This is a genomic window from Curtobacterium sp. MCLR17_043 (assembly GCF_003224215.1).
GTDB lineage: Bacteria > Actinomycetota > Actinomycetes > Actinomycetales > Microbacteriaceae > Curtobacterium > Curtobacterium flaccumfaciens.
In genome coordinates, this window is record NZ_QKLH01000020.1 from 1 (window position 1) to 23,091 (window position 23,091).

The 23,091-nt window shown below is 69.3% G+C and carries 26 protein-coding genes; 11 read left to right on the plus strand and 15 right to left on the minus strand.

The genetic code is table 11. The features are described from left to right. Both DEJ03_RS18140 and DEJ03_RS16085 read right to left on the minus strand, forming a co-directional pair. The coding region (locus DEJ03_RS18140) for a hypothetical protein (RefSeq protein ID WP_220034152.1) at window positions 1–223 on the minus strand (223 nt) is incomplete at its 3' end. 197 nt (window positions 224–420) lie between these two features. Then, window positions 421–750, minus strand: coding sequence for a hypothetical protein (locus DEJ03_RS16085; RefSeq protein WP_110865405.1), 330 nt, complete (start codon window positions 748–750; stop codon window positions 421–423). A gap of 865 nt (window positions 751–1,615) precedes the next feature. On the opposite strand from DEJ03_RS16085, the gene DEJ03_RS16090 reads away from it, so the two are divergent. Further along, on the plus strand, window positions 1,616–2,860 hold the full coding sequence (locus tag DEJ03_RS16090; RefSeq protein ID WP_110865406.1) for an alpha/beta hydrolase: 1,245 nt from the start codon (window positions 1,616–1,618) through the stop codon (window positions 2,858–2,860). A 175-nt stretch (window positions 2,861–3,035) separates the two neighbouring features. On the opposite strand, the gene DEJ03_RS16095 is transcribed toward DEJ03_RS16090, so the two are convergent. Then, complete coding sequence (locus DEJ03_RS16095) at window positions 3,036–4,289, minus strand: alpha/beta hydrolase (protein WP_110865407.1); 1,254 nt, start codon at window positions 4,287–4,289, stop codon at window positions 3,036–3,038. 90 nt (window positions 4,290–4,379) lie between these two features. Continuing rightward, window positions 4,380–5,351 carry an alpha/beta hydrolase gene (locus tag DEJ03_RS16100; protein WP_181422758.1) on the minus strand — a complete coding sequence of 324 codons (972 nt, stop codon included), beginning with the start codon at window positions 5,349–5,351 and terminating at the stop codon, window positions 4,380–4,382. Window positions 5,352–5,728: 377 nt separating this feature from the next. Here DEJ03_RS16100 and DEJ03_RS16105 point away from each other — a divergent pair, with 377 nt between their 5' ends. After that, complete coding sequence (locus DEJ03_RS16105) at window positions 5,729–6,385, plus strand: TetR/AcrR family transcriptional regulator (protein WP_110865409.1); 657 nt, start codon at window positions 5,729–5,731, stop codon at window positions 6,383–6,385. 289 nt (window positions 6,386–6,674) lie between these two features. Here DEJ03_RS16105 and DEJ03_RS16115 read toward each other — a convergent pair whose 3' ends face one another. The 5 genes from DEJ03_RS16115 to DEJ03_RS18080 all read right to left on the minus strand — a co-directional run bounded on the left by DEJ03_RS16115 (window position 6,675) and on the right by DEJ03_RS18080 (window position 9,870). After that, the gene (locus tag DEJ03_RS16115) at window positions 6,675–7,196 is read right to left on the minus strand and encodes a hypothetical protein (RefSeq protein ID WP_110865411.1); all 522 of its coding nucleotides are present in this window, start codon (window positions 7,194–7,196) and stop codon (window positions 6,675–6,677) included. 8 nt (window positions 7,197–7,204) lie between these two features. Beyond that, entirely contained in the window at window positions 7,205–7,414 is a 210-nt protein-coding gene (locus DEJ03_RS17755; RefSeq protein WP_146237763.1) for a hypothetical protein, read from the minus strand. Between the two features lie 108 nt (window positions 7,415–7,522). Further along, complete coding sequence (locus DEJ03_RS17760) at window positions 7,523–8,011, minus strand: hypothetical protein (RefSeq protein WP_146237764.1); 489 nt, start codon at window positions 8,009–8,011, stop codon at window positions 7,523–7,525. Then, window positions 8,008–8,601, minus strand: coding sequence for a recombinase family protein (locus DEJ03_RS16120; protein WP_110865412.1), 594 nt, complete (start codon window positions 8,599–8,601; stop codon window positions 8,008–8,010). The genes DEJ03_RS17760 and DEJ03_RS16120 overlap by 4 nt, the downstream gene beginning before the upstream one ends. An 807-nt stretch (window positions 8,602–9,408) precedes the next feature. Further along, complete coding sequence (locus DEJ03_RS18080; RefSeq protein WP_181422760.1) at window positions 9,409–9,870, minus strand: hypothetical protein; 462 nt, start codon at window positions 9,868–9,870, stop codon at window positions 9,409–9,411. Between DEJ03_RS18080 and DEJ03_RS16125 the strand changes: the two genes are divergently transcribed. From DEJ03_RS16125 to DEJ03_RS16140, 4 genes are read left to right on the plus strand one after another with little or no spacing between them, the layout of a single operon-like run. Then, a complete protein-coding gene (locus DEJ03_RS16125; RefSeq protein WP_164941182.1) occupies window positions 9,862–10,677 on the plus strand; it encodes a carbohydrate ABC transporter permease in 816 nt (271 codons plus the stop codon). The two genes, DEJ03_RS18080 and DEJ03_RS16125, sit on opposite strands and share 9 nt — an antisense overlap. 49 nt (window positions 10,678–10,726) lie before the next feature. Then, window positions 10,727–12,052, plus strand: coding sequence for an alpha-L-fucosidase (locus tag DEJ03_RS16130; RefSeq protein WP_110865413.1), 1,326 nt, complete (start codon window positions 10,727–10,729; stop codon window positions 12,050–12,052). Continuing rightward, entirely contained in the window at window positions 12,052–12,396 is a 345-nt protein-coding gene (locus tag DEJ03_RS16135; protein WP_110865414.1) for an L-rhamnose mutarotase, read from the plus strand. The genes DEJ03_RS16130 and DEJ03_RS16135 overlap by 1 nt, the downstream gene beginning before the upstream one ends. After that, window positions 12,393–13,349, plus strand: coding sequence for an aldo/keto reductase (locus DEJ03_RS16140; RefSeq protein WP_110865415.1), 957 nt, complete (start codon window positions 12,393–12,395; stop codon window positions 13,347–13,349). The genes DEJ03_RS16135 and DEJ03_RS16140 overlap by 4 nt, the downstream gene beginning before the upstream one ends. A gap of 91 nt (window positions 13,350–13,440) precedes the next feature. Here the strand turns inward: DEJ03_RS16140 and DEJ03_RS16145 are convergent, their stop codons facing one another. The 6 genes from DEJ03_RS16145 to DEJ03_RS16170 form a co-directional block, all read right to left on the minus strand. Then, a complete protein-coding gene (locus DEJ03_RS16145) occupies window positions 13,441–13,716 on the minus strand; it encodes a GlsB/YeaQ/YmgE family stress response membrane protein (RefSeq protein WP_110865416.1) in 276 nt (91 codons plus the stop codon). 96 nt (window positions 13,717–13,812) lie between these two features. After that, the gene (locus DEJ03_RS16150) at window positions 13,813–14,490 is read right to left on the minus strand and encodes a FadR/GntR family transcriptional regulator (RefSeq protein WP_110862381.1); all 678 of its coding nucleotides are present in this window, start codon (window positions 14,488–14,490) and stop codon (window positions 13,813–13,815) included. A 100-nt stretch (window positions 14,491–14,590) separates the two neighbouring features. Further along, window positions 14,591–15,364, minus strand: coding sequence for an SDR family NAD(P)-dependent oxidoreductase (locus DEJ03_RS16155; protein ID WP_244993256.1), 774 nt, complete (start codon window positions 15,362–15,364; stop codon window positions 14,591–14,593). After that, on the minus strand, window positions 15,364–16,212 hold the full coding sequence (locus DEJ03_RS16160; protein WP_110865417.1) for a fumarylacetoacetate hydrolase family protein: 849 nt from the start codon (window positions 16,210–16,212) through the stop codon (window positions 15,364–15,366). Before DEJ03_RS16160 ends, DEJ03_RS16155 begins: the two co-directional genes overlap by 1 nt. Before the next feature lie 42 nt (window positions 16,213–16,254). After that, window positions 16,255–17,139, minus strand: coding sequence for an amidohydrolase (locus DEJ03_RS16165; RefSeq protein WP_110865418.1), 885 nt, complete (start codon window positions 17,137–17,139; stop codon window positions 16,255–16,257). 146 nt (window positions 17,140–17,285) lie between these two features. Next, on the minus strand, window positions 17,286–17,555 hold the full coding sequence (locus DEJ03_RS16170) for a glutaredoxin family protein (RefSeq protein WP_017888006.1): 270 nt from the start codon (window positions 17,553–17,555) through the stop codon (window positions 17,286–17,288). A 74-nt stretch (window positions 17,556–17,629) separates the two neighbouring features. Between DEJ03_RS16170 and DEJ03_RS16175 the strand changes: the two genes are divergently transcribed. The 5 genes from DEJ03_RS16175 to DEJ03_RS16195 are packed head-to-tail and all read left to right on the plus strand — an operon-like array spanning window position 17,630 to window position 23,014. Beyond that, window positions 17,630–18,568: a PrsW family intramembrane metalloprotease gene (locus DEJ03_RS16175; protein ID WP_110862378.1), complete on the plus strand. Its 939-nt coding sequence runs from the start codon at window positions 17,630–17,632 to the stop codon at window positions 18,566–18,568. A 37-nt stretch (window positions 18,569–18,605) separates the two neighbouring features. Beyond that, window positions 18,606–20,321, plus strand: coding sequence for an adenosylhomocysteinase (locus DEJ03_RS16180; protein ID WP_110865419.1), 1,716 nt, complete (start codon window positions 18,606–18,608; stop codon window positions 20,319–20,321). Further along, window positions 20,318–21,703, plus strand: a complete 1,386-nt coding sequence (locus tag DEJ03_RS16185; protein ID WP_258370885.1) for an amidohydrolase family protein — start codon at window positions 20,318–20,320, stop codon at window positions 21,701–21,703. The genes DEJ03_RS16180 and DEJ03_RS16185 overlap by 4 nt, the downstream gene beginning before the upstream one ends. Continuing rightward, window positions 21,700–22,197, plus strand: coding sequence for a cupin domain-containing protein (locus tag DEJ03_RS16190; RefSeq protein WP_244993246.1), 498 nt, complete (start codon window positions 21,700–21,702; stop codon window positions 22,195–22,197). The genes DEJ03_RS16185 and DEJ03_RS16190 overlap by 4 nt, the downstream gene beginning before the upstream one ends. A gap of 25 nt (window positions 22,198–22,222) precedes the next feature. After that, the gene (locus DEJ03_RS16195) at window positions 22,223–23,014 is read left to right on the plus strand and encodes a DUF3800 domain-containing protein (RefSeq protein WP_071404035.1); all 792 of its coding nucleotides are present in this window, start codon (window positions 22,223–22,225) and stop codon (window positions 23,012–23,014) included. Window positions 23,015–23,091 lie beyond the last annotated feature (77 nt).

The window sequence follows — 23,091 nt, forward strand, 5'->3', positions numbered from 1 at the left end:
AGATGTGTATAAGAGACAGGGCCACCATCGCCCCATACATTCGCTCCCGATACCGGTCGGAGCGCTCGCGCCGCAGGATGAGCCAGGCAACGCCCGCCGCCACGCCGGCACCAGCAAGCGTCGCGACCAGCGTGGACACGAAGCTCGGCCAATCCCTGCCCCCCCCCCACATGGACGCGGTCAGCTGGTCGATCGATTCGCGCAGGTCGCGTATGTCACTCACAGTCGAAAGCTAACGGACCGTTGTGCGCACACGCAGCGACACAACGACAGCAAACTCGATCGCGCCCATCTCGGTAGCCGATCGGCTACCGCACGTGCGTCGACGACACCCACCGCGGGTGAGTTGCGCTCAGTGAACGAACGACTCCGTGGACCCGAAGCAATCGGTTACCGACCTGGGAACTATGCGGCCAGGCGTCAGACCTGGAGCTGCTTCCCCCAGTAGGCGTAGCGCCTGTCGCCGTCAAGGTTTATGCCCTCCTCCCAGCCGTTGCCTGCGGCGAGTCGTTGCGCTGGGAGATTGTCGACGTGGATTGCTGCGGCGAGTTCCAGGGTCTCGCGGCCGTCCGCGTGGGTCCGGCACCAGCTGTCGAAGTCAGCGAGCATGTCGTCGCCAACGCCGGCTTGTGCTACTCGCACGTCTCGGGCCAGGGCAACGATGGCGAAGTCGTACGTGTCTTTGCGGGAGCCGACGGCACCGATGAGGGCCGCCTGGAGGGTCGGGGAAGATGCGTCGTCAGCGAGCAACAGTCTGGTGAACTGGGAACCGCGAGCGGGCAGTCGGGTACTACGGATGACGCCTTCAACGTCGGCTGCCCACGGCTCGGATTGGTAGGGACGAGCCGCGGTTCCTCTGCCGCGCATCACGGCAAGTGGTGCGCAGGTGAAGCCCGGTTGAACAGTCGGTGGACCGCGTCTCCATCGACCCAGTGGCTCAACGAGCAGTCTTGTGCTGTGCGGTCCGAGCGCGCTTTGCCCTCAGCGACGCTGCGGCTGCGTGGTCGTTGCGCAGCAGGGCGAACGCGTGCAGCTGGTCCGAGCCGGAGTCCTGAGAGCGGACTGGGGAGCGGAAGATCCACCGGGAGTGACCTGCGCCGACGCCGTGCGGGCGCAGTTGACTCGTCAAGTGCGCTGCGCGTTGTGCTTTCGTATTCATCGCGATCCTCCTCTGTCGATAGTAGTCAATGACGACTCAAGGCGCCTAGGCGTGGCTGGCGACGCTTCAACGAAACCCTCACCCCGCCGCCTGGCGCCTCGGGCAGCCGATCAACCACGCGCCGGTTGCTCCCAGCTGTGGCGCGTCGGTCCGCATGGCCGTAAGCGGATACGGCCAGGAGGCCTCCATGGCGCTGACCGGTAGCCGATCGTCTAACGGGCGCCCGATCTACGGGTTTCTGGCCGACCGCTCTGACCCTCGGGCCTGTCCACCCAGAATCGATCGTTTTTGACAGCTTTCTGACTCCGATTGCCACCGACAGCCGACGGAGGTGCGCCACACCGGCCAGCTCTCGTTCCTCCAAAAGCTCACATGACAGTCATTTAGATTACGTCGAACCTTAGACTTAGTCCATACCGCTCGACTTAGCGCACGATTTCTGAAAGAAGATCCCGCATGCCCCAGCTGCCTTCCGTCGCCCCGCGCTCGAGCACGCGCTTTCCCCGCCTGTGGACGCTTGCCGCCGTAGTAGCTGCCGCGCTCGGAGTCGTTGTGACACTCCTTGCTGCCGCGAACTTGTTCCCGGCGTCGTCGAACATCTTCACGCTCGCCGGCACCTACGTGTGGGCAAGCGCAGCCCCACACCTGGTCCTCGTCAGCTTGGTCGCTGCGCTGCTGACGATCCCGCTGTGGCGGGCGCGGCGACGACCCGTGCTCCGCGGCATCGCGTCCGGGGCTGCGGCGCTCGCCCTGGCCGCCTCGACCTTCATCACCGGTTCGTTGGCCATGGCCGTCACCTCCAACGGCGGATCCGTGGATCTCGTTCAGGCCGTCACGCTCTCGACGCCGACGGAGCCTCCGACCGAGGTCACCACCTACGTCACCGCCGGCGGCGAGCCGTTAGAGGCACGTGTGTACGAGCCCGAGGGCGGCGCTGCGGGCGCGCCGGTGATGATGTACGTCCACGGTGGCGGTTGGGAGACGGGTTCCGCCAAGGAGTCCGAGTCCACAGCCCAGCACTGGGCGGCGGAGGGCTGGTACGTCGTCAGCGTCAACTACCGCCTCTCCAGCACGCGGCAGCCGACGTGGGACAAGGCGCCGGCCGATCTTGCGTGCGCTCTCACCTGGACCGACCGTCACGCAGCCGAGGCCGGCGCTGACAACGACCGGCTCACTATCATGGGCGACTCCGCTGGTGGTCACCTGGCCGTGCTCCTCGGCTGGTCTGCCGCTGACGGTGCCGCGGCGTCGACGTGCGCCGATCAGGGTGAGGTTCCCGTGCCCGACGCGATCGTGGCGAGCTACCCCGCGATCGACGTCCAATACAACTACGACCACGGCGTCGCCCCGGTTCCGGGGATCGATCCTCAGGAGTTCACGCACCTCTTCCTCGGTGGTACGCCGGCCGAGTTCCCAGACCGCCTGCGGGCCATCTCCCCGCTGGCCTACCTTAGTGCGAACACTCCGTCGACCCTGGTGTTGCAGCCTGACCGGGATGACTTCATCCCGGCCGAGGGTAACTATCGCTCGATCAAGACCGCCCAGCAAGCGGGTGTCGACGCGAGGATCGTCTCCGTCCCGTTCGCGTGGCATGCCTTCGACGCCCTCCAGGGCAGTCTCGGCGGGCAGGTGAAGAACAGCGTCACCAAGACCTGGTTGGAGCAGCGCGACCTCGCACCCCAGCAGCGACAGGGGCCCTAGGCCGCAAGTCGGCCCCGGGTTCTTCTGGAACACGGGGCCTAGCGGGAATCGGCGTCCGGTTCGAGGTGCCTCCATCTCCTGCACCTCTCCGTGCTGTTCGCCGGTGACGCCCCTGCGTGCAGAAGGCGCCGCTCTGGTCGTCGTGACCGAAGCGGCGCCCTGTGCGCGTGCGGAGCTAGGGAGCGAGGTCGAGCCCCTGCAACCAGTTCACGACGATGCTGCTGCGGGTTTGGCCGCCGACGCTGCCCGGCAGGCTGTCGAAGCCGTGGTAGCCGAAGGGGACGCGGGCTACCGTGACGTCGGCCCCGGCCTGACGTGCCTTGTCAGCCACGGCGTAGTTGCCTGCTGCGGGGATGAAGTCGTCCCGCTCGGGCTCGACGATGAGGGTCGGCGGGGTCTTGTCCGAGACGTACGTGAGCGGGGAGACCGCCTCGAGTCGCTCGGGCTGCTCCGCCGGGGAGCCGCCGAGGAAGTCCCGGATGAACTCCTCCGGGTCGACTCCGAGAGGCGCGGTCCCGTTCTCGGACGTGTATGTCAGGTCGGCGACCGGGTAGGAGGCGATGACGGCGTCGGGGACGGGCACGTCTCCGAGCTCAGGGCACGAGGACGCGGCGGCGCCGTCGGCGGCGGACCAGCCGAGGAGCATGGCCAGGTGCCCGCCGGCAGAGTCGCCGATGACGGTGAGCTTGTCGGTGTCGGCACCCGCGGCGGCAGCTTGCTGCCCGGTCCAGGCCAGGCCGCAGGCGACGTCCGCGGGGGCCTTGTCCCAGGTCGGGTCGGTGGCGTCGGAGAGGCGGTAGTCGATGTTGACGACGTAGAAGCCCTTGCTGGCGAAGGAGCGGGCGATCTGGTCGGAGCCTTCCGCGGAGCCCATGTACCAGGCGCCGCCGTGGATGTACATCAGCACCGGAGCACCCTCGGCACCACCCTCGGGCTCGAAGACGCGCGCCTGCTGCTGCTCACCGTCGACGGTGACGTAAGCCGTGACCTCATCCGGCCCCTCGGGCGACGATGAGAGGGTCAACGCCTGCGCGAGGTTGACCGAGCCGCCGTTGTCCGACGCGGCCTTGACCATGATCCCGGTGATGACGGTCGAGGAGACGAGTGCGATGACCACCAGGCCCGAGGCAACGCCCCGCAGCACAGGGCGGCGCCTCGCCCGCCAGAGCGGGATGCACAGCAGAGCCGCGATCACGCTCAGCACGACGAACTGGGGGCCGAAGAACGACCACGCGAAGGCCGATGCCAGGGTCCCGAGGAACTCACCCGGCCCGAACGCGGTCCCGAGTGCGAGGAGGGCGATGATCCCTCCGATGATCGCCGCGACGACAGCGGCAGCGGTGCGCGCCTTGGCGAACCGCGCCGGGTGGGCGCCGGTGCCGCCTTGGTGCTCTCGTGCCGATCGTGGTGCTGCGTCGTGCTCGTGCATGTTCCTGGTGCCTCTCGATCAGTCTGCGGGGTGGGTGGTGCCGGCCCGATGGTGGTGCCAGCAGGTGGTGCGGGTGGTGGTGCGCTGCGGTCAGGGTGCGAGGTTGCGTTCCGCGAGCCAGTTCGTCGTCACGGTCGTCTTGATCTGTCCGCCGATGCTGTCGCGGGTGGCGTCGAACCCGTGCCAGGCGAACGGCACCTGGGCGATCGTGGCGTCGACGCCTGCGTCCTGGGCCTCCTCGATGACCTCGTCGTTGCCCTCGGCGGGGATGAAGTCGTCCCTCTCGGGCTGGAGGACGAGAGTCGACGGGGTGTCCGCGCCGAGGTAGGTGGAGGGCGAGACCGCGCGGGCACGGTCAGGGAACTCCGCCGGTGCCCCGCCGAGGAAGAACCGCGTGAACTCCTGCGGGTTGTAGGCGGCCAGGGGCGCTGCGCCGTCCTCGTACGTGTACTCGATGTTGCTCACGGGGTAGCCAGCCACGACAGCGTCGGGAACGGGCACGTCGCCGAGCTCGGGGCAGGTGGAGGCGGCGCTCCCGGCGGCGGCGGACCACCCGAGGAGCATGGCCAGGTGCCCACCGGCGGAGTCGCCCATGACGGTCAGCTTGCTGGTGTCCGCGCCGACCTTCTCCGCCAGCTGGTCCGTCCAGGTCAGTGCACACGCGACGTCGGCCGGGGCCTTGTCCCACGTCGCGTTCTCGGCGTCTGCGAGACGGTAGTCGACGTTGACGACGTACCAGCCCTCGTCAGCCCACCGCTGGGCCATGCTGTCCGACTCCTCGGCGGTACCGATGTACCAGCCACCACCGTGGATGTACATCATCACCGGCGCCCCTTCCGGGCCACCCGCTGGCTCGTAGATCCGGGCCTGTTGGGGCTGCCCGTCGGCGGTGACGTAGGTCGTGATCTCGGTCGGGGTCACGGGCGGGTTCGTCGTCGCCAACGACTGGGCCAGGTTGACGGACCCACCGTTCTCCATCGCAGCGTTCACCAGCGACGCGGTGATGGCAGTCGAGGCGACGAGCGCCACGGCCACCAGCCCGGAGGCGATGCCCCGGAGCACCGGGCGCCGCCTGGCCCGCCAGAGAGGAATGCAGAGAAGAGCCGCCACGACGCTGACGATCACGAGGTGAGGCGCGAAGCTCGCCCAGGCCATCGTGCCGCCGAGCGTCACAATGTTCGTCGCCGCGGGAACGAGGTTCCCCGCCGCGAGCAGCACCACCAACCCAGCGAGGACCGCCGCAACGACAGCCGCGAGAGTCCACACCCACCGGAACCGTCGGGACCAGTCAGCGCCGGCGCCTGGCTCACGGGTTGCCTGGATCTTGGGCGACTGCTCGTGCGCCTTCATGATGCCCTTCCTTGTGGAGCGACCCACTCAACGAGGAGACTACGTCTAAACATAGATGCCGTCTACCTATAGACGACTAGGCTGAGCGCATGAGTTCCTCTGCTCCCCCTCAAGGTCGTCGCGAGATGTTGAAGGCACGCTCGCGGCGCTCGATCCTCGACGCCGCGACGGCACTGGTCATCGAGCGCGGAGGCCCCACGTTCACCGTCGAAGAGCTCGCGGAGCGAGCCGACGTCTCACGGGCGACGGTGTTCAACTACTTCCCCTCGGTCTCAGACGTGCTCGTGACCGCGAGCGTCGAGCAGTTCGAGAACGCCTGGGCGACCTTCGACGAGGCCACGTCAGCGGCACCGGCAACTGACGGATCGCGTGCGGCCGTGTTCAACGAGGTGTCGCAGTCGCTCCGAGCGACGAGCATGCCCGACGTGATCCTGTCCGTTGGAGCAGTCGTCGGGAGAGGCGACCAAGCATCACCCCGCCACGAAGCCCTCCTCCGACAAATCATGGATCGAACCTCGCTGCACATGGCCGAGCACGTCTCTACCCGCTACCCGAGCTGGAACCGGCTCGAAGTGGATCTGCTCGTCGGCTCACTGATGAGCGGCGTCACCGTCGCCGCGAGCCACTGGCTCCTGAACGAAGGCGGCGACCTCAGCCCAGATTCTCGAGCCATCTGGGCCCGGATGCTCGACAGCGCCATCGAAGGCTCACGATCCGGATACGGCAACAACGACAGGCCCACCTGATCGCAACGCTTTTGTTCGATCAAGAATCCTCTACCGGACATTCGAGCGTTCGATCGAACGCCGCGAGGTATGAGCAGCTTTGCTCGGTGTCGCCCTTTTCGCAGCGCTACATGTCGTGATGGCGTCCCGCATGGGCGCCGCGTTGTCGCTCGAGGAGGGTCGTCCATCCAGGCCCCGGTGGCGGAACGGCTACGTCGAGATCGCTCAGCGCGCTCGAAGTCATGACCAGTCCCGCGAGCTGATTCTCGGCCGGTCTGACCTCGCCGAGTGAAAGCGTCCCTGCGCCCAACTAGTCCGGGTCGTACTGCATGCCGCGGGGCATCGTATGCATCGAGTACGTGGCCTTATGAGAGCGACCTGCTCGATACTGTTCGGCGTAACCGCGGTACTGCCGATCAGCTGGTGACTTCGCGGTGAACGAATCAAGCAACTGCCATTCCACGACGCCTCGGGCCGGCACCTCCACAGGCAGGTCCGGGCCCACGTACTGCGCGCGCTGCTCCGGCCCACCCCTCTCCGCTTGCTCTCGGTTCGTCATCTGCATCAGCTTCAACGAAGTCGAGACTCCCTGCTCGAGTTCGAGGAGGCCGGCGTCGTAGACCGTCACCCCACTGGCTCCTGAATTGGAGATCGTCAAGGTGAACTCGACGATGGTGTCACCCCGTTTCACGAGTGTCTCCTCGTCAAAGTCGAACTGGGTAGCACGAACGAGGCCGACCTTGATCCGGCCTAGCCGCCAGACTGCGGCCCCAATCTGCCAAGCGAGGGACACAACCGACAGCCCAAGAGCCGCGATTGCGACCCAGGTCACTCCCGAACTCATGACTGTGCGGCTCGCCGCCCTGGTGGACGCTCGCGCTCATGGCGAGTGCTGCCGGGCGCAGCTCCGCGCGCCTTGTCGATGTACAGCGTCCCTGCCCAGATGAGCACGATGCACGTGATGACGTTGAGGAGAGCGAGGGCCCCACCAACGAGGACGAGCGTCAGCCCAAAGCCGGTCAGGTCCCCTGAGAAGTCTGTGATCTGCACGGCGCAAGCCTATGAGCAGGCCGCGCAGCGATTGCGAGGAGTAGGGCATCATCACAATCGGCATCGGCTCGTTCGCTTCGCCTGGTGTCGCCCTAGCTTGTTCGGGACTCATCGTCGGGGACGTCGCGCGAACCACTGTCGTCGTGAGGTTGCCGTCGAGGCTGCCGACGGGCGCTCTGCAAGCGCCTGCTCATAGGCACCAAGCCAGACCACGGCGCGAGCGCGGTTCCGGTTGCCGAGCACCGCACGCTTCACTGACGGCAATGCCAGCGCTACGGCCACCGCGGCCAGCACGACACACACGATCGCAAATGCAGCAGTTCCAACCCACCCAGACCCAAGGTTTGCTGTTGCACTCCCGGAGGTCGGGACCCGGGAGAGCATGATTGCGAGGATTGTGACGGTGGCCGCTTCGAGAGCGAGGACCAGCGTTGCCTCCTGGTCCGCAGCTTGCGACCGCAATTCGGCGAGGACCAGCAGCTGCACAGCGTCATCGTCGCTGACGAACGCGTCCAGCTCGTTCCGGGTGACGATGATGTGTTCGTGCAGGTGCCGCGAAACCTCCGGCCGATCCTTGAGTGCCGTCCGCTTGCTCATCCGGCATCACTTGACTGCAGGAGGCGGATGCGCCGGTACAGGGTGGCGCGGGACATGCCGAGGTCGCGGGCGACTTGGGACGCCGACTCGCCGGCATCGAGGAGCCGGATCGCGGCGCGGACCTGGCTGTCGGTGAACACCGCGCGGCGGCCGCCGAGGTCCTGACCGGCGGTGCGGCGCTTCGTCACCGAGTCACGAACCCGTTCACGTTTGATCTCGAGTTCCATCTGCGCAAGCGCCGCCATGACGGAGAACACCATCGACCCCATCGGCGTTGCCGTATCGACATCGCCACCACCGAGATTTAGCACGCGGAGCCCCGCGTTCCGGTCACGGAGCTGCGCGGCGAAGCTGAGCATGTCGATCGTGGATCTGCCGAGCCGGTCGAGTGTGGTGACCGCCAACGTGTCCCCGTCGTGCAGCGCGTCCAGCGCCCGGTCGAACGCTGGGCGCGAGGCACGAGCCCCGGACACCCCCTGGTCGACGTACAGGTCATCCCTGCGCACTCCCGCGGCAAGCAGATCCTGTTCCTGCCGATCGGTGTCCTGCTGCCGGGTCGACACGCGCGCATACCCGATCAGCTTCACCACGATGCGGCAACTGTCTCACAACCAACCTTCATGACAGCGATCATGGCCCACACTTGCGACACATAGTTGCGAGACTCGCCGTCCCTCGGACTCTCGCGGAACTCGCTTGCACGATCTCGCCGCCGACGAGACCTCTCGCAACCGTAGGGATACAAGACTTGTCGCGGACCCCGTACAGGCATCAGCCCCCATCGAATTCCCATCAGTGCTACTGATCCCGCTCGTCGACTCAGGAGGAGACCCATGTCGGAACCACAGGACTTTGCATTCACCGCCGGTACAATGCAGGACTCACCGGCGATTTTCGGGCCATCATCCGCGGAGTTGCTAATTTCAGAAGTGCTCCCGATTTTAGTCGCTCCTCGACGGTACCAACCCGTACAACTCACGGCAACAGAACAATACGGCAGCCAGCTCGCGGAGTACGACGTGTGGGGCAAACCCATTGACTGGGGCTTGGCGAGCGGAGGACCGGAACACTGGTGACCTTGATTCCTACGATCCCGCCACACGGGAGTATCGACTGGCGGGAGAGCTGCAGGAGACGCATCCCGGCCAGTGGGGACTTGAGCCAGAAGTGGTCCGGCTTGCCCTCCCTATAACGTTGGGAGTCTGGGGCCGCGGAACGGACCCTTGGCGGATGGTCTCAGCGGCAAGTACCGGAGAAGAACTCTTGGTCACTCTCAGGAACACAAGAGACGACCACCTGCTGGGCTCACTGACCGTGAGTAAGCGCCTCGAGATGGTCACAAGATTCGATACCCCGGCAGGTTGTATTCGCTACCGGGATATCGAATCTGCGGATGGCTAGATGCCAGCCTCCTTCTTGTTCGGGTACCAGCACCGCTTGCCACATGAGCTGCAGTGGAAACGGTGAGAGGCGACGTTGGAACCGACGCCAAGCACCTTGTGGATCTTATAGGTGGGGTCATCTACGACCAGGTCCTCGATCTTCACAGATCCCGAGCCGTTGTAACCCTTGTACCTACCAACTAGATAGGAGGTGCCCTTCGCGCCCCCGGTCAGGCGGAAGAGGGAATGCGCCATTTCCTTGGGCTCCTTGAACGCACCGCGTTGCTGCTGGCTCGTCACGGTACCGCTCAGAGTGGGCTTACCTGCTGCCGGCACAGTCTGAATCTTGTTTTGAGCCGAGGGGTACCCGGCATACATGTCCCAGTAAACGAGAATGCTGCGGCTCCAGCTCTTCTTCCCGCCGCCGGTCTGACCGCGCTGCCCCGCACACACCGGCAGACCGGCCGGGTGCGCCACGCGGTGGGCTACGTGCTGCTCTGTCTGGTGGCCCTGCTGTTCGTCTCGCCGCTCATCTACATGGTGGCGACGAGTCTGAAGCCGTCGGCCGACGTGTTCACGACCCCGCCGACGCTCTGGGGCTCGTCCATCGAGTGGGGCAACTACGCACAGGCGTTCACGTACCTGCCGTTCGCCCGGTTCATCCTGAACGGTGTCTTCGTCGCCGCGGCCGGCACGGCGATCAACGTCGCCGTCGCGGTGCTGTCCGGCTACGCGTTCTCGCGACTGCGGTGGCGCGGCCGGAACACGGTGTTCGTCCTGTTCCTGGCGACGCTGATGATCCCGCAGGACGTCCTCGTCATCCCGATGTACGTGATGATGCAGGGCTTCGGGTGGGTCGACACGTTCCAGGCGCTCATCATCCCGTGGGCGTTCACGGCACTCGGCGCGTTCCTGGTGCGGCAGTTCTTCCTCACCGTGCCGCAGGAACTCGACGACGCCGCCCGGGTGGACGGTGCCGGAGCGATCCGGACGTTCTTCTCGGTGATGCTCCCGCTGGCCCGGCCGACGATGGCAGTCCTCGCCGTGTTCTCGTTCATCGCGTACTGGAACTCGTTCCTCTGGCCGCTCGTCATCGTCAACGACGTCGAGGCCCGTGGCACCATCCCGCTCGGCCTGCAGCAGTTCTTCGGGCAGCAGGGCTCCGAGTGGAACCTCGTGATGGCGGCCTCGGTGATCTCGATGCTGCCCACGGTGGTCCTGCTGATCCTGCTCCAGAAGCACCTCGTCAAGGGGATCGTCACCAGCGGTCTCGGCGGCCGGTGACACCGCCGACCGTCCCCCCTCGCCCTCCACTGAAAGGAACACTGGCCTCATGACCATCACCGCACCTGCCGAGCCGCAGACCGCGACCGACTCCGCGGGGTTCCCCGCGTGGTTCTCCCACGACCGGTTCGGCATGTTCATCCACTGGGGGCTGTACGCCCTGCCGGCACGGCACGAGTGGGTGAAGAACCGCGAACGGATCACCGACGAGGACTACCAGAAGTACTTCGACCACTTCGACCCGGACCTGTTCGACGCCGCGGACTGGGCACGTCGGGCACGGCAAGCGGGGATGAAGTACGTCGTCCTCACCACGAAGCACCACGAGGGCTTCTGCCTGTGGGACACCGCCCTGACCGACTACAAGTCCACGAACACCCCGTTCGGCCGCGACATCGTGCGCGAGTTCGTCGACGCCGTCCGTGCCGAAGGGCTGCGGGTCGGCTTCTACCACTCGCTCATCGACTGGCACCACCCGGACTTCACCGTCGACGGCGTGCACCCCCGGCGCGACGACTCGCCGGAGGAGATCGAGGCGTTCAACGAGGGCCGCGACATGTCGCGCTACCGCGAGTACCTCCACGGTCAGGTCGAGGAGCTGCTCACCGACTACGGGCAGATCGACTACCTGTTCTACGACTTCTCGGACCGGGACAACGACCACGAGGACATCTGGGGCGGCAAGGGCCGGGACGAGTGGGGGTCCGAGGAGCTCATGGCGCTGACGAAGCGGCTGCAGCCCGGCATCATCGTGAACGACCGGCTCGACATCCCCGGTGACCTGGTCACCCCCGAGCAGTACCAGCCCGACAAGCCGATGGAGGTCGACGGCGTCCCGGTGCCGTGGGAGGCCTGCCAGACGCTGAACGGCTCGTGGGGCTACGACCGCGACAACCTGAACCTGAAGCCGGTCGACCTGCTCGTCCGCATGCTCGTCGACGGCGTCTCGAACAACGGGAACATGCTGCTCAACATCGGCCCGACCGGTCGCGGCGAGTTCGACGGGGTCTCGCGGCAGACACTCGACGGCATCGGGACGTGGATGCACCAGCACGCTCGCTCGGTGTACGGGGCGGGGCCGTCGCGGTTCGTCGCCCCGCGGAACACCGTCTACACACAGAACGGCAACCGCCTGTACCTGCACCTGTTCGCGTGGCCGTTCGAGCACGTACACCTGCCCGACCTCGCCGGCCGGGTGGCGTACGCGCAGCTGCTCAACGACGCATCGGAGATCCACTTCCGCGAGATCCCGCCGGGCACTCGGGCGCAGAACACCGGGCTCGGCGGTCAGCCCGCCGGCACGCTCACCCTGACGCTGCCGATCGTGCGGCCCGACGTCGCCGTGCCCGTCGTCGAGCTGTTCCTGCGCGACTGATGCAGCGGATCCTGACGCGGACGCGACTGCGGGCCGGGAACGAGGCGGCGTACGACACCGTGCACGCCTCGGTCCCGCCCGCGCTCGCGGCGCGACTGCGCGAGGCCGGCGTGCACGACTGGACGATCTGGCGGGACGGGCTCGACCTGGTCCACCTGATCGAGGTCGAGGACCACCGGGCGATGCGCCGGGCGCTCGCCGACGACCCGGTCAACGCCGAGTGGCAGGAGACGATCAACCCGCTGCTCGAGGCGGACGACGACTACTCGGGCGACGACGACGGGGTCCCGCGGGTCTGGTCGCTGGCGGACCAGGTGCACCACGCGGATCAGGTGGACCCGTGACCGATCTCGACCTGGACCGTGGCCCGTTCTGGTTCGGCGGGGCCGGCATCGGCAACCTGCTCCGTCCGGTGTCCGACGACGACGCCCGCGCCACGGTCGACGCCGCGTGGGACGCCGGGGTGCGCGGGTTCGACACCGCCCCGCACTACGGCCTGGGCCTGTCCGAACGGCGGCTCGGGGCGGCGCTCGCCGGACGGCCCCGGCAGGAGTTCCTCGTGTCGACGAAGGTCGGGCGGGTGCTCGTGCCCGGGCGCGGTGACGGCGACGACCTGGCGTCCGGGGGTTTCGCGGTGCCGGACGACACCGTGCGGCAGTGGGACCCGTCGCCGTCGGGCGTGCGGCGCTCGCTCGACGAGTCGCTCGGCCGCCTCGGGCTCGACCACGTCGACGTCGCCTACCTGCACGACCCGGACGTGTACTCACTCACCGACGGTCTGACCCAGGCGCTGCCGACGCTCGCCGAGCTCCGCGACGAGGGCGTCGTGCGGGCGGTCGGCGTCGGGTCGAACTCCGTCGAGGCGCTGTCGGCGGCCGTCGACACCGGGCTCTGCGACGTCGTCATGCTCGCCGGGCGGTACACCCTGCTCGAGCAACCGGCGGCGGCGCTCGTCGACCGGTGCGCGTCGCTGGGCGTCGCGGTCGTGGCGGTCGGCGTCTACAACTCGGGGCTGCTCGGGCAGGAGCGCCCTTCGGCGGGTGCGACCTACGACTACGCCGAGGCCTCCGCGCAGCTGCTCGCGCGGGCGAATTCCGTCGCCGACGTCTGCGAGCGCCACGGGGTCACGCTGCCCGAGGCCGCGCTGGCGTTCCCGCGTCGGGCCCCGGCGGTCGCGGCGATCGCGCTCGGGGTGCAGTCCGCCGACCAGGTGCGCTCGAACGTCGCCCGGGCCGCCGCCGTCGTGCCCGAGGCGCTCTGGGACGACCTGCGTGCAGCGGGCCTGCTCGCGATGTGACGCCACGTACGACGAAAGTCACCCCGAACCACGCGTCTGCGTGGTTCGGGGTGACTTCGGTGGTGCGCCGGTCGGACCGGCAGCGTGGTGCCTAGCGGCGCGAACCGCGGCCGGCGACGCGCGTGTAGATGAACAGCACGATGATGGCGCCGATGATCGAGCCGATGATGCCGGCGGGCTGGAAGAAGCCGTCGTTCCCGTCGTGGTTGAAGATCAGGTAGCCGAGGAACCCGCCGACGAACGAGCCGACGATGCCCAGGACGATCGTCATGAGGATGCCGATGTTCTGCTTGCCGGGGATGATGAGCCGGGCGAGAGCGCCGGCGATGAGTCCGATGATGATCAAGCTGATGATGAGACCGAGCACGGTGTCCTCCTCGTGGGTGCGGTTGCCGCGGCATGGTTGCCGGAGTCAGGGCCGAGGACCGACACAACTCCGAGGTTCCTGGGAGGATTGTCGGGTTCAGTCGAGGGAGCGCCGCAACCAGCGCTCGACACCTTCGACGTGGGACACGACGAGGGCCTGCACGAGCTGCGGATCCCGGCGCCGGATGGCGTCGACGATGGCCGCGTGCTCGTCGAGCGTGCGCTGCACCGACCCGTTCTGCGTCAGTCCGCGCCACACCCGCACCCGTACCGTCTTGCTCGACAGTGCGTCGAGCAGCCCGGACAGGTACTGGTTGCCGCCGATGCCCGCGATGGTCGAGTGGAACAGCAGGTCGTGGGCGACGAGGTCCTCGACGCCGGTGTCCTCGCCGACGGACTGCATCAGGGTCGCGAGTTCGTCGATCTGCTGCTCCGTGGCACGGGCCGTCGCCAGGACGGCGGACGCCGGTTCCAGGATGCGGCGCACCTCGAGCAGGTCGACGAGCGACCGGTCGTGGTGCATGTCGACGACGAACGACACCGCCTCGAGGAGGACGCCCGGTTCGAGCGACGTCACGTAGGTGCCGTCGCCCCGTCGGACGTCGAGCACGCGGATCAGCTCGAGCGCCTTCACCGCTTCACGGAGGCTGTTGCGCGACAGCCCGAGCGACTCGCTCAGTTCCTTCTCGGGCGGGAGGCGCTGGCCGGGTTGGAGCTCGCCGCTCACGATCATCTGCTGGATGCGTGCGATCGCATCGTCGGTCAACGACGCCACGTCACCACCTCCTGTGGACCCGGCCGCGTGCGCGACGGGACGTCCCGACGATACCCGGGACGGGCCTCCAGGCCGGTGCGGCGGAGCCGCGGGACGACCATCAGGCCGGCCGCAGCCGGAGCGCCTGCATCCCGCCGTCGACCGCCAGCTCGACGCCCGTCGTCGACCGGGCGAGCGGGCTCGTCAGGTAGGCGACCGCCTCGGCGACCTCCGCCGCCTGCACCAGACGTCCGTGCGGCTGGCGTGCCTCGAGCGCGGCGCGTTCGGCGGCCGGGTCGTCCGCGGACGACAGGAGTCGCGCGATCCACGGGGTGTCGGCGGTGCCGGGGTTGACGGCGTTGACGCGGATGCCCTCGCGGACGTGGTCGGCGGCCATCGCGCGGGTGAGTGCGGAGATCGCCCCCTTCGTGGCGGAGTAGAGCGCCCGCTGGGGCAGCCCGGCGGTGGCCGCGACGGAGCACGTGTTGACGATGCTCGCGCTGTCCGACGCTCGGAGGTGGGGGAGCGCGGCGCGGGACAGGCGAACGGCGCCGAGGACGTTGACCTCGTACACGCGGCGCCACTCGTCGTCGGAGTTGTCCTCGACCGTCCCCTGGGCGCCGATGCCGGCGTTGTTCACGAGCACGTCGAGACCGCCGAGCTGGTCGACGGCCGACGCGACGGCGGCACGGACGGACTCGTCGGACGACACGTCGCAGGTGACGGAGACGAGTCCGTCGGCAGCGGACGGCTGCAGGTCGAGCACGGCGACCGCCGCGCCGCGCTCCTGCAGTGCGGCCGCGATGGCCGCGCCGATACCGGAGGCGCCGCCGGTGACGATCGCGCGGAGACCCGCGTGGGTGCTGGGCATCCCGGTCGCGGTGGTGTCGGTCATCAGGCTGCTCCCACTGTCTGGCGCTGCGAGCCGAGCCCGTCGGCGGTGAGCTCGACCACGTCGCCGGGCTGCAGGTACGGCGCGTGCCCAGCCAGGGCGACCCCGGCCGGGGTGCCCGTGCTGATGACGTCGCCCGGGTACAGCACCATGAACTGCGACAGGTACCGGACGATCTCGACGGGTCGGAAGATCATGTCCGCCGTGGTGCCGTCCTGCCGCACCTCGCCGTTGACGGTGAGCCGGAGTGCGAGCGCCGCCGGGTCGACCTGGTCGGGGGTGACCAGCCACGGGCCGAGCGGGTTGAACGTCTCGCAGGACTTCCCCTTGTCCCACTGCCCGCCGCGCTCGAGCTGGAATGCGCGTTCGGAGACGTCGTTGGCGATGGCGTAGCCGGCGATGCAGGCGCTCGCGGCCTCGTCGGAGTCGCAGTAGCGGGCGGTCTGCCCGATGACGACGGCGAGTTCGATCTCCCAGTCGGTCTTCTCGCTGCCGCGGGGGATCAGGACCTCGTCGTCCGGGCCGATCACCGTCATCGGGTCCTTCATGAACACGATCGGCTCGGTCGGGATCTCGGCGCCGGTCTCGGCGGCGTGGTCGCGGTAGTTCAGGCCGATGCAGACGACCTTGCCGGGACGGGCCACCGGTGCTCCGCGGCGGAGACCCTCGGCGTCGGGCAGCGCTCGGAGGTCCCCGGCGCTCCGCGCGTGCTGGACGCGGGCGACCGGGTCGGACGCCAGGAAGGCCCCGCCGATGTCGGTCGTGATCGGGCGGAGGTCGAGGACCTCGCCGTCGGTGTCGACCGCGACGGGGATCTCGCCGCCCGCGGGGCCGAGTCGTGCGAACTGCATCGTTCCTCGCTCTCCGGCTGCACCGGCGCAACCAGAGACATCCTATGTCTGCGCCGGGTTGCCGACAAGGTCGCCGGCGCTGAGGGTCCTCCCATGCAGGTACGTGCGCTCCGCCGCCCCGCTCAGCACCGACTGCCGTTCGTCCGCGGTCAGGTCGGCCAGCGCGTCGGTGGTCCGCCGCACCACGTCGTCGTAGGTCGTGGCGAGCGTCGAGACGGGCCAGTCCGACCCGAACAGCGACCGCTCCGGGCCGAACCGCTCGACCACGGCACGCACGTACCGGTCGACGGGCTGCTGTCGCCACTCCGGTCCGGCCTCGGTGAACAGTCCGGACACCTTGCAGGCCACGTTCGGCCGTGCGGCGAAGTCGTCGATCCGGGCCGCCCACCCGGGGGCCCCGCCCGCGATGTCGGGTTTGCCGGCGTGGTCGAGGACGAACGATCCCTCGGGCACGGCGTCGAGCAGCGCGAGGGCAGCGCGGTGCTCACGCGCTCGGACGAGCACGTCGAACACCAGACCGGCGGCGGCCACCGCACGGACCCCGCGGACGACCTCGGGGCGGGCGAGCCAGTCCGGGTCCGGTTCATCGTGCGCCTGGTGGCGGATGCCGACGAGGCGGTTGCCGGCCAGTCGGTCGCCACCCGGTCCCGCGATGAGGGCGGCGAGCCGGTCGACGACGTCCGGGGCGGTCAGGTCCACCCAGCCGACGACCCCGACGACCGGCTCGGGCTGCCCGAGGAGCCAGGCGGTCTCGCCGGGGTCGTGCACGGCCTGCACGACGATCGTCCGGGTGACGTCGGTGCTCCCGGCGGCGGTGCGGAGGTCGTCCACGTCGAACCGGCGGCGGATCGGAGCGACCGAGTCGTCCATCCAGGGGTACGACCGGTCGGCGGGATCCCAGAGGTGGTGGTGAGCGTCGATGATCACGCGATCATGATGCCCGATTCATCCGATGTCCGCCCGGTGCGGCCGGTGCCGCCGGTGCGGCGACCTTTCGCGCTCAGCGACACGTCACGGACGCTGCGGCGCGCGAGGTGTCGCGCAGCGCGTGGGGTCGCGTCGGCGAGCGCCGATCAGACGACGCCCGAGGCCTCGAGTTCGGCCCGCAGCTCGGCGTCCGACGGCTCGACGAAGTGCTTGCCGTTGGGCAGCACCACGACGGGGATGTTCTTCCGGCCGCTGATGGCCTCGGCACGGTCGGCCGCGGACAGGTCCTGCTCCACGTCGACGTACTCGTAGTCCACGCCGAGGGTGTCGAGCAGCGCCTTGGACCGACGGCAGTCGCGGCACCAGTCGGCACCGAACATGGTCACGCGGTCGGGGGCAGTCGTCGCATCGCTCATGTGCAGAGAGTACGTCGGAGCGCCCCCGGGCATTCCCGTGACACCCCTCGCCCTGCCCGGAGCACGATGTGCCCATGAGCCTGCCCTGGGACACGCCCGTCGCACACCCCCACCACCGCCACGGCTGGTGGTGGAAGACCCTGCTCGTCGGCTTCGTGCTGTGGGTCGTCACGATCATCGTCACGGTGTCGACGCAGAACACGAACCTCGTGCCGACGATCATCCTCCTCGGCAGCTTCCTCGTGCCGTTCACCGTCGTGCTGTTCGTGATCGAGCGGGTCACCGGCACGGTCAGCACCATGCAGCTCGTCACGGCGTTCTTCGTGGGCGGGATCCTCGGGGTGCTCGGGGCGTCACTGCTCGAGGCCGACCTGGAGCAGGGAGCGGGGCTGTACCTGGTCGTCGGCTTCGTCGAGGAGTTCGTGAAGGGCGTCCTGCTCGTCGTCGTGGGGTGGCGCGTCCGCCCGAAGACGGCGAGGCAGGGTGCGCTGCTCGGCGCGACGATCGGTGCCGGGTTCGCCGCGTTCGAGTCCGCCGGCTACGCCTTCAACGCGGCGATCACGGCCCGGGGGATCGACCTGGCGTCGCTCCTGCAGACCGAGGTGGTCCGCGCGGTGCTGGCGCCGGTCGGGCACGTGCTCTGGACCGCGATCCTCGGTGCGGTGCTCTTCGGTGCGGCCACCGGGCGTGCCCGTTTCCACTGGTCGTGGCCGCCGATCGTCGCGTACGTGGTGGTCTCGGTGCTGCACGGGCTGTGGGACGCGAACGGCACCATCGCGACGTTGATCGCGTTCGTCGTGTCCGGGGTCCCGTTCTCGGCCGCGCAGTACGGCATGGTCCCCGCGGCGGTCGGCGGGATCGTGACGACCGTCTACGTGATCGGGCTCGCGATCGTGAGCCTGATCGGGGTGGCCGTGCTCGTCGGTGTACTCCGCCACCACCGCGGGCGAACCCCGGCCGAGCCGACACCCGACGGCTGGGACACGACGCCAGGACCCGGCCACCTGCGCTGAGCCCTATCGCCGCCGCCGGTCGCCCTACGATTGGCACATGCCGCCAGCACCCGACGCCGAGACGCTGGCCTGGGCCTCGGCGGCCGTCCGGCGCTTCGCCGCAGCGACCAACCTGATCGTCGCCGCACGCCGGTTCCGCATCGTCGGCGGCGACCCCCGTGACGCCAACGCGCTCCGGCACCTGCTGACCGCACTCGGCGCACGCGAAGCCGAGCCGCAGCGGCAGTCGAACCAGCGGCAGTCGTCCGACCTCGTCGACCAGCTCTGGTGCCTCGGCACGCCCGGCGAATCGACCGCTGCGGTCGAGCAGGCCGCCGACCGCCCACGCGGCACCACCCTGGTCGTCATCGACGCCGGCCGGTACCTGCCCGCCGTCGACGAGGACGCCTTCGGCCCCGTCGCACCCGCCCGCCCCGGCGTGCTCGCCGTCCCGATGCTCTCCGACGACGTCTTCCTGGTGTCCACCGGTCGCGACCCCGAGGACGACCCTGCGGCCCACGCCCGCCTGCGCTGGGCACGACGGTCGATGCCGGTCGCCCGGTCGGTCGCCGCGGAACTCCGCGACGGCGGACTCCTGCGCGGCACCCGCATCGGCGTCGCGATGTTCCTCGAGCCCAAGACGGCGGTGCTGAGCCTGCTCCTCCGTGACGCCGGCGCCGAGGTCGTCGTCTACGCCCACGCCGACGAGACCGACGACGCCGTCGCCGACGCACTGCGGTCCGCCGGCCTGACGGTGTTCGCGAGCAGCACGGCGACGCTCCCCGAGCAGAAGCAGCTGGCCCTCGCGATGCTCGACACCGCGCCGCACATCCTGCTCGACGACGGCTCGCACGTCATCCGGCTCGCCCACCAGGAACGCCCCGACCTGCTGCCGACGATGCTCGGAGCCGCCGAGGAGACCACGAGCGGCCTCCGGCCCCTGCGTGCACTGGCAGCGCGCGGCGAGCTCGGCATCCCGGTGATCGCGGTGAACGACGCCCGCACCAAGACGTTCTTCGACAACCGGTACGGCACCGGGCAGTCGACGGTGTTCGCGGTGCTCGACCTGGTCGACGGGCTCGCGTCCGGCACCCACCGGGTGATCCCGGGAGGCGCGGCGGCGGTCGCCGGGTTCGGGCACGTCGGCGAGGGGGTCGCCCTGGTGCTCACCGCCCTCGGGTTCCGCGTGACGGTCGCCGAGACCGACCCGGTCCGCGCCCTGCAGGCGCGCTTCGCCGGGTACGCCGTGGCCCCGCTCGTCGAGGCGGTGCGCGACGCCGACCTCGTGATGAGCGCCACCGGGGTGCCGGACACCATCGACCTCGAGGTGCTCCGTGCCTGCGCGGACGGTGCGGTCCTCGCCGTCGCCGGAGGGGTCGACCAGGAGATCGCCGTGGACGACGCGCTCGCCGCCGGGGCCGAGCGCCAGGACGTGGGCCCGAAGGCCGAGCGGTTCGTGTTCCCCGGGTCCGACGGTGGGCCGATCGTGCTCGACGACGGTGGCTGCATCAACATCACCGCGGCCGAGGGCAACCCGGTCGAGATCATGGACCTGTCGTTCGCCGTGCAGCTCGGCGCCGTCCGGATGCTCCTGGAGCGCGGCGACGAGCTGGAGCGTGCCGTCGTGCCGATCGACCCCGCGGTCGACGACGTGACCGCCCGCACGGCGCTCGCCGCCTTCGGGAGCCGACCCGTGCCTCCCGGCCTTCCCGCTGAGCACCCGGCGGACCGCGAGCCGGACGTCCGGACGCACCGTTTCGGAGCCCCGTCGTGAGCGCCCGACAGCAGCCGGTCACGGTGCACTCGGCGCGCGTCGTCGTCCCGATGACCGCACCACCGATCGCGGACGGTTCGGTCGCCGTGCAGGACGGCCGGATCCTGCACGTCGGCGACCGGTCGTGGGTCATCGACCAGCTCACCGGGTCCGGCGCGACCTTCACCGAGCGGCAGTGGCGGGGGGCGCTCCTGCCCGGACTCGTGAACGCGCACTCGCACCTCCAGTACACCGGCATGGCCAGTGTCGGCCGAGAGCAGTACAGCGGATTCGAGGACTGGGCCGCAGCGTTCAACGTCGACTACGCCGAACCGCACGACTGGCGGGCCGAAGCCGCGGACGGTGCACGGGCGTCGATCCTGGCCGGCGTCACGAGCATCGCGGACATCGTCACCGACATCGAGGCCTCGACCGCCCTGCAGGACGCCGGGCTCGGCGGCATCGCGTACTGGGAGGTGATGGACTGGGAGAACGACGCCTGGCAGTCGCACGGTCGCGACCAGGTGCTGGACGAACTCGACCGGATCCCCACGACACCCGGTGCCGGCCTGTCGCCGCACGCGCCGTACTCGCTCGAGGTCGCCCCGCTGCTCGAGCTCCCCGACATCGTGCGGCAGCGCGGTCTGCGACTGCACCTGCACCTCGGTGAAGCGGCATTCGAGGGGGAGCGCACCGCCCTCGGTCCGGTCCCCGGGCTCGACGGGGTCGACGGCGTCGGCCACGGGAACGACTGGCACCTGGCGAACGTGCCGTCGTTCCGGGCGCTTCGGGCCCTGGGCTTCGGTGCCAGCGCGACCGCGTTCGTGGACCGCCTCGGCGTGCTCGGGCCGGACTGCCACATCGCCCACGGGGTGTACATGACCGCCGCCGACCGGGCGCTCCTGCGTGCGCGCGGCACCGCGGTGGCGCTGTGCCCCCGCTCCAACGCCGTCATCGGCCTCGACCCGCCGCCCGTCGCCGACTACCTGCGCGAGGGCAGCCCCATCGCGATCGGTACCGACTCCCTGTCGTCGTCGCCGTCCCTCGACCTGATGGCCGACGTCACCGCGCTCCACCGCATCGCTCGTGCCCAGGGCTACGGGCACCGTGACCTGCACGAGCGGCTGCTCGCAGCGGCGACCCTCGGTGGTGCGCACGCGATGGGGCTGGCCGTCGGGCCGGACCGCATCGGGCACCTCGCCGTCGGGGCGCGTGCCGACCTGGCGGTCTTCGACGTCGACGCCCGCACGGTGCCGGACGCGCTCGCCGAGCTCGTCGAGGACGGCGCCGGGCGGGCGGCCGCCACCGTGATCCGCGGGGTCGTCCGCGCCGCGGCGGGCGTCGTCACCGAGCCGGGCTCACCGCACATGGACACCCCCGCACCGCACCAGGAGGAACGATGACCGAGTCCGCACCCCACCCCGGCATGGCCGCACGCCGAACCGTCACCGGTGAGCTGATCGAGTGGCTCGACGTGCCGAAGCGCGCGATCGCCCTCGGCATGGAACCGCACCCCGAGGGTGGCTGGTACGTCCGCACCTGGACCTCGCCGGCGACGGTCACCACCCCCGCGGGGGAGCGTCCCGCCGCCACCCTGATCCACTTCCTGCTGCCCCCGGGCGAGGCCTCCGCCTGGCACCGGGTCACGAGCGACGAGATCTGGATGTGGCACGGGCCGGACACCGTCGACCTGCAGCTCGGCGGCGACGGTGACGTCCCCGAGCCCGGCGCGACGATCACCCTCGGCCCGGACGCCGGGCGCGACCGGGTGAACGATGCGCAGGCGTTCGTGCGCGGCGGGGTGTGGCAGCGGACGATCCCGGGCGACGGCGAGGTGCTGCTGAGCTGCCTGGTGTCGCCGGGCTTCTCGTTCGACGACTTCACGATGGCCGACTGACGTACCACATTGGTATGTTGGCTGGATGGAGTCCGGTCGTGTCCCTGCCCTCGCTCGCGCGGCGCTCGACGCGCCGTTCGAGTTCGCGTACGTGGACGAGACCGGAGACAAGGGTGACCCGGCTGCGTCTCCGGGCGCGACTCGTACCTACACACTGGGGTGCGTGCTCGTCCCGGGCGGTGACTGGACCGATCGGCTCGACTGGCTGACGGGGGTCCGTCGTGAGATCCGTGACACCTACGGCATCCTCCTGCGCCATGAGCTCAAGGCGAACGTGCTGCTGCGTGGGCGAGGAGACCTGCGTGACCTCGGGCTCGGAGACGGCCAGCGGCGTGACGTGTTCAGGAGGTCGCTCGGTGCGTTGACCGTCGTGGCATCGGGGGTCTTCGCGGTGGTGATCGACAAGGAAGCCCGGCCGATGGACTACCGGCCCGAGGACCGAGCGTGGACCTACCTGCTCCAGCGTCTGCGGATCCGGTCCGAGCAATCCGGCAAGCCGATCATCCTGGTGCACGACGCGGGCGACGACGCGACGGTCCGCGCGATCCACCGGCGCTTCCGTCGGCACAGCTTCGCGCCGGGCGGTTCTCGCGTCAGTGCGCCGCTGCTCGTCGAGGATCCGGTCCCTCGTGACTCGGGGTCGTCGTACTTCGTCCAGGCGGCCGACCTGGTCGCGTACGCAGGGTTCCGGCGGTTCCAGGCGCCCGGCACGAAGACCGGCAGCGTCTGCGACGAGACGATGTGGGACGAGCTGCGACCCGTCTGGCGCACCGAGGTGACGAACGCACGGCGCGACGCCGTCGTCGTCTGGCCGTGACGGCGTTCGGGGGCGGTCTGGAAACAGAAAGGGGGCGCCCCGTGCTGGGACGCCCCTTGATCTCAGACCTCAGCCGA